The following is a 4,849-nucleotide window of genomic DNA, read 5'->3' on the forward strand; positions in this document are numbered from 1 at the left end:
TTCCTTAGAAATGATCGCTATATTGGCACCATTCGTTTTAATACTCATATGTCTACTGCTGACGGAAAAAGAGTTCCTAGACCAGAATCAGAACATATTATTGTACATGACGCTCACCCACCAATTATAGATATGGATACCTGGAACAGAGTTCAAGATCGGATAGAAAAGCGTGATGTACCTCTTACTAATACTAAACTTGATTTTGATCCATGTGAATTGGCAGGTATTTGTGTATGTAGTAAATGTGGAAGGAAAATGGTAAGGCAAAGCAGTACCCAACATTATAAGAAGAAAGATGGTAGCATCAACGTATACCATAAAGAATTCTTATGGTGCACTACTGTAGGTTGTACTTTCGTTAAGTATAGAAGCATTGAAGAAGATTTATTAGAAACACTTAAACAAATTGCGGAACTGGATCAAAATACATTATCAAAGAGTATGGAGAATATGACAGTTAATGATATTGATAACAAAGGTTTCTCTACAGAAGAAATTCAAAATAACATCAAGATACGTAAAGAAGATTTAGAACGAAGAATGAAATTTATTTACGAAAAATTTGAATCTGGTATTTATGATGATGATATGTTTTTAAAGAGAAAAGCGGAGCTTGATAAAGAAAAAGAAGAGATTGATAAAATAAAGATTGAAGATGAAAAAGAAGAATCAATTGAACCTGTTGATCCACTAAATTTTAAATCGACGGTAAACTCAGTATTAGATGCATATGGACAAGCTAGCCATAAATCAGATAAAAATATTATTCTAAAAAAAGTATTCCATCATGTTGATGTTGAGATATTGGAGAAAGGTCGGGGAAGAAAACCAGCAATTCATAAAATAAGACCTCATTTAAGAAGCAGCTTCGTTGCCAAAGGTATTTGACAATAGTTAATTACCTTTGGTATTATGAATACACCACAAGTTCACTAATACTGTACTCATAAAACTAAAAAGGGAGTAGATGAAATGAATCTAAGTAAAAAAGCCACTAAATGGTTAGGTAGCATTGTAGTTGGAACAATCGTTACATTAGTAACTATCGGATTTATAGTTGAACCGTACGTTATTCAGAAAGAACCAAGTGATTTAATGGAGTTTGAATTGGAAATACCCAATGAATTTAAGAATTACTTAAAACAACAAGAAGAACAACCAGAAAAGGAAGAAAAATTGGAAGGTACATTCCTATAAAATAGAAAAAAGCCCTTCATTCCGAAGAGGCTTTTCTTTTTTCTCTATCTTTATGTTTTATTGTATTCACTAGTACCTTTGCAACTGTATCATGTAATTCTTGTATTTCTTCTTGAGTAGGATCCCTATCCGGAATCATTAAGTCTATCATCCCATGCTTACCCTGTAATTCTACTTTTCGATATTTTTCCTTCAAGATCCTCCCCTCCATCCTTTATAATTTATATTGAGTTATAAATGCGTTTATTCATTAACGACAGCTATGTTTAAATTTAGAGCTAGTTTATAAAATGCCTTCCAGCGTATTTTATCGTATGTCCTGGAACTAATAGGCGGTTGAAACTTAAAACAATATACATTGTAATCCGTAATATACTCCGATTCTTCACTCATGTACCGTTCTTCAATTAAGAACTGCTCCATTTTAGGTAGCCGTCTCACAGATCGCTCGATTCGTTCACAATAACGCCTTCTTCGTTCCTTTTCGTCAATGTTGTGAGTAGCAATATTTCCTGTTTGATCCGATATTGTATTAGCCTTTCCTCCACCAACATCATCATAAGAAGTGGTTATATTGGCTTCTCGTTCTTCGTAGTAAACATATTTAAAGATACGATATTTCTCTAATGCTGCTTCTACTTCTTTTTGTGTAGCTTTCCTATCTAATTCTGGTAATTCAAAGTTGTTCATTGTTAACCCCCTTAGGGATGGCCCTAATTAAAGGGCCACGTTATTAATCGTCTAAGATATCTGGATCATCAAAATTAACTTCTTCTGGTTCTCCAAAAGGAACGTCATCAATATTTACCTGTCCTTCTATTTCTACAGGTTTATCATTATCTGGAGCTTCAATGTCTGGATCACTTTCACCTTCTTCAAATTCTTCAATAGTTAATTGAGAAGGTTCTAAAGTTATATCAACGTTACTTCCTGCGTATGGATAAAGTTTAATTACCTGGTTATCTTTATCACCTTTAATATTGAATTTAAGAGTTGTTTTCTTGCTATCTCGTTGAATGGCTTTAAATTCTGCATTTAGCTTTCCAGCATCTGAATTGGTAACTTCTAAAATTGTGATATTACCTGCTAAATTCACTAGCTCCTGCGAACTCGGTAACTCATCACCTTGTACATGAAATTCTAAAACCTCTTTTTTGTCATCCTTCTGCATCTTTTTAAATAAAACATTCAATTGAATTGTCATAGTGTATATCTCTCCTTTTATTTTGTTGCGACCTCGCAACACTTTGAGTAAAAATAATAGGAATACCGCCAAGACGTTAAAAACGATTGAGAACCGCCTATATGGAACGAATTAGCCTATGCCTAGTTTTTTTAAAACTTCTGCTTGATAACTATGCTGTACTTTCCTTAAATAACATGCTCTTGCTATTTGCGCTATTATATACGCATCAACTACGTTGTCACTACTATGAATGAAACCATAGTGTTCTTTTACAGCTTGCATGACTACTCTTTTCTTAGCAGCACCCTTTAACCTTTTTTTATTACCTGGTTCGCCTTCCCATCCAGTTACGTTTACATATTTTTTAACTGCATTTGGAGCGACCTCATAATATTTAAAACCTAACTTATATAAATCGTTTCTTATGCCATGATGCAAGCCACCGGCAAACATTGCCTTTTGTGTAGAGAATGGAAAACCTTCAATTGCAATTATATCTTTGGCCATTAAATGTGTAGTTACTTCGTTAATTAAAGTTACCATTCGTTTAGGATCCTTATCACTAATGCCTGTTAATTCTTTTGCTTTTAATATATTTCCATTGCCATCTAAAGCGACAAAGCCTGTTTTGCTTGCAGGGTCAATTCCGACGAATCTCAAACTTTCACCTCTTCACTAATGTCAAATTACTCTTTTTACGCTTTTGATTTTTCTCATAGGTTTTATTCGGCTTTAAAATCTGAGTAATATAATATCGAAATGGAACTACAACAGTCATTTTGTTTGTCCATTGTGGAATACCAATTGCAGTAATGTAAACTAAACATTCACCATAATCGTGAATAATTATTTTTGTGCTCTTTCTTGGTTCAGGAAATTCTTCTCCATATTTAATTTCAAGTTGACCACGATGTAATTCGCCATCAATACTCACACTCATATTAGAAAACCTCTTTAATATCTTCTTCCTTAATGAATACCCCATCTATCATTTTACCTTTGCGTCCTGCTATTTCTTGATATGCAGTACCTAAACATTCTTCCAGTGTTAAACCGTTCTGTTTAGCTAAGATAATTAATGTTACAGTCTCATCTCCTATACCGTCTTTAAGAGCTTCTTTATCTCCCCTTGCTAATGCTGCAGCAATCTCTCCAAATTCCTCTGACACTTTTAAAAACTGTTTGCTACTATCCGCTTGATCTAAACCTTTATCAATGCTCCATTGTTCTACGTTTTTAACCAATTTATCTAGACTCATTCCTCATCATCCTCCAATTTTACTGCTACTGTGCATTTAGCAGGATTTTTCCTTGCAGCTAGTCTTCTTTTTGCTGTTGGCATGGTTAACCAATATATATAATCCGGTTTTACTCCCATTTCTTCAGCACATTCTTCTTTTGTACCCATGACAATAAGTTCTTCGCCTTTATACACTGCATATTCAACCGTCAATTTGTTTCACCCCTTCAATGCTCTTCTCCCTGTAACACTTTAACAATGACAAGATTACGCTTTAACTCTCGATAACTTTTACCGTTTGTGTCTTTAAATCCACGATCATGCAGCTGCTTAATGACGATGTTTTTCTTTCGTTCTTCCTCATAATTAACAACTTTCATCAAAACCGCCTCCATAAGACTTTATTTCTTCTTGTCGAGTTCAATGAAGTTCTGTTTCCAACCTCTAAACAGTAAACGAAATTCGTTTAATCCGGTGTTTCTTCCTTTAGCAATAAATTGTTGAATTACTTTCCCCTGTGGTTCATTATTATCGTTGTGATCCATCCAAAGAAATTCAATCACATCTGCATCTTGCTCGATTGAACCGGATTCTTTTAAATCGGAGAATGTTGGTTTCTTAGGATTTTTATCACTATCTCTATTCATTTGAGAAAGCATCATAAAGCAACATTTCAATTCACGAGCTATTTGTTTAGCAGCACCAGTTACATTTCCAATTGCAGAAGATCTCGTTTCACTACCCTTCTGCGGAATCTTCATTATCTGAAGGTAATCAACTGCAATCATAGCAATGTCACCATGTTTCTTTTTAAACCTTCTAGCAGTTGAACGAACTTCTTCAATGGTAACTCCGGAAGTATCTTGAATATAAATTGGCATTTTCTCCAACCTGTTATATGCTTCTTCGATTTTCCCATACTGTTGAGGATTCAATTCTTTGTTTCTAATACGGTTATAAGGGATACCTGTGATATTAGAAATCATTCTATCTTTTAATTGTTCCTCATCCATTTCCTGTGACCAAATAAGAACTGGACCTGTTTCAGCAACTCCTATTGCGCGTTGAAGTAGTTTGGCAGTTTTACCAACTGATGGTCGGCCAGCTGATACAAATAAATCTCCCCGATAAATTCCGTTTGCCCATTCATCGAACTGCGGGAAACCTGTTGGAATATATTCAATTGATTTATCTAAAAGGTGTTTGAAATAATCTTGCCTAGT

Annotated in this window: 11 protein-coding genes; 2 read left to right on the forward strand and 9 right to left on the reverse strand. The window is 34.4% G+C overall.

Annotated elements, in window-relative coordinates:
• Both C3938_RS00105 and C3938_RS00110 read left to right on the forward strand, forming a co-directional pair.
• Positions 1-891, forward strand: an 891-nt coding sequence (locus C3938_RS00105; RefSeq protein ID WP_199775439.1) for a recombinase family protein, incomplete at its 5' end; no start/stop codon positions are given.
• An 84-nt stretch (positions 892-975) separates the two neighbouring features.
• Positions 976-1,200: a hypothetical protein gene (locus tag C3938_RS00110; RefSeq protein WP_105101291.1), complete on the forward strand. Its 225-nt coding sequence runs from the start codon at positions 976-978 to the stop codon at positions 1,198-1,200.
• Positions 1,201-1,216: 16 nt separating this feature from the next.
• Here the strand turns inward: C3938_RS00110 and C3938_RS17630 are convergent, their stop codons facing one another.
• The 9 genes from C3938_RS17630 to C3938_RS00140 all read right to left on the reverse strand — a co-directional run.
• Positions 1,217-1,396, reverse strand: coding sequence for a hypothetical protein (locus tag C3938_RS17630; protein WP_158681469.1), 180 nt, complete (start codon positions 1,394-1,396; stop codon positions 1,217-1,219).
• 47 nt (positions 1,397-1,443) lie between these two features.
• Positions 1,444-1,890, reverse strand: a complete 447-nt coding sequence (locus tag C3938_RS00115) for an ArpU family phage packaging/lysis transcriptional regulator (protein ID WP_105101292.1) — start codon at positions 1,888-1,890, stop codon at positions 1,444-1,446.
• Positions 1,891-1,933: 43 nt separating this feature from the next.
• A complete protein-coding gene (locus C3938_RS00120; RefSeq protein WP_105101293.1) occupies positions 1,934-2,404 on the reverse strand; it encodes a hypothetical protein in 471 nt (156 codons plus the stop codon).
• A 111-nt stretch (positions 2,405-2,515) separates the two neighbouring features.
• On the reverse strand, positions 2,516-3,046 hold the full coding sequence (locus C3938_RS00125; RefSeq protein WP_199775440.1) for a hypothetical protein: 531 nt from the start codon (positions 3,044-3,046) through the stop codon (positions 2,516-2,518).
• Between the two features lie 4 nt (positions 3,047-3,050).
• Positions 3,051-3,326 (reverse strand): hypothetical protein, encoded by a 276-nt coding sequence (locus C3938_RS17635; protein WP_158681471.1) that lies wholly within the window; start codon positions 3,324-3,326, stop codon positions 3,051-3,053.
• Between the two features lies 1 nt (position 3,327).
• The gene (locus C3938_RS00130) at positions 3,328-3,645 is read right to left on the reverse strand and encodes a MazG-like family protein (protein WP_105101294.1); all 318 of its coding nucleotides are present in this window, start codon (positions 3,643-3,645) and stop codon (positions 3,328-3,330) included.
• Positions 3,642-3,839: a hypothetical protein gene (locus tag C3938_RS00135; protein ID WP_105101295.1), complete on the reverse strand. Its 198-nt coding sequence runs from the start codon at positions 3,837-3,839 to the stop codon at positions 3,642-3,644. Before C3938_RS00135 ends, C3938_RS00130 begins: the two co-directional genes overlap by 4 nt.
• Positions 3,840-3,853: 14 nt before the next feature.
• On the reverse strand, positions 3,854-4,006 hold the full coding sequence (locus C3938_RS17640) for a hypothetical protein (RefSeq protein WP_158681473.1): 153 nt from the start codon (positions 4,004-4,006) through the stop codon (positions 3,854-3,856).
• 21 nt (positions 4,007-4,027) lie between these two features.
• On the reverse strand, positions 4,028-4,849 hold an 822-nt coding region (locus C3938_RS00140; protein ID WP_158681475.1), incomplete at its 5' end, for a DnaB-like helicase C-terminal domain-containing protein.

Source organism: Microbulbifer pacificus, assembly GCF_002959965.1.
Classification (GTDB): domain Bacteria; phylum Pseudomonadota; class Gammaproteobacteria; order Pseudomonadales; family Cellvibrionaceae; genus Microbulbifer; species Microbulbifer pacificus_A.

What these genes read in the sequence shown, in the direction of transcription:
- C3938_RS17635 (WP_158681471.1), bottom strand. Translation starts at nt 3,326, where the DNA reads ATGAGTGTGAGTATTGATGGCGAATTACATCGTGGTCAACTTGAAATT.
- C3938_RS00130 (WP_105101294.1), bottom strand. Translation starts at nt 3,645, where the DNA reads ATGAGTCTAGATAAATTGGTTAAAAACGTAGAACAATGGAGCATTGAT.
- C3938_RS00120 (WP_105101293.1), bottom strand. Translation starts at nt 2,404, where the DNA reads ATGACAATTCAATTGAATGTTTTATTTAAAAAGATGCAGAAGGATGAC.
- C3938_RS00115 (WP_105101292.1), bottom strand. Translation starts at nt 1,890, where the DNA reads ATGAACAACTTTGAATTACCAGAATTAGATAGGAAAGCTACACAAAAA.
- C3938_RS00110 (WP_105101291.1), top strand. Translation starts at nt 976, where the DNA reads ATGAATCTAAGTAAAAAAGCCACTAAATGGTTAGGTAGCATTGTAGTT.
- C3938_RS17640 (WP_158681473.1), bottom strand. Translation starts at nt 4,006, where the DNA reads ATGAAAGTTGTTAATTATGAGGAAGAACGAAAGAAAAACATCGTCATT.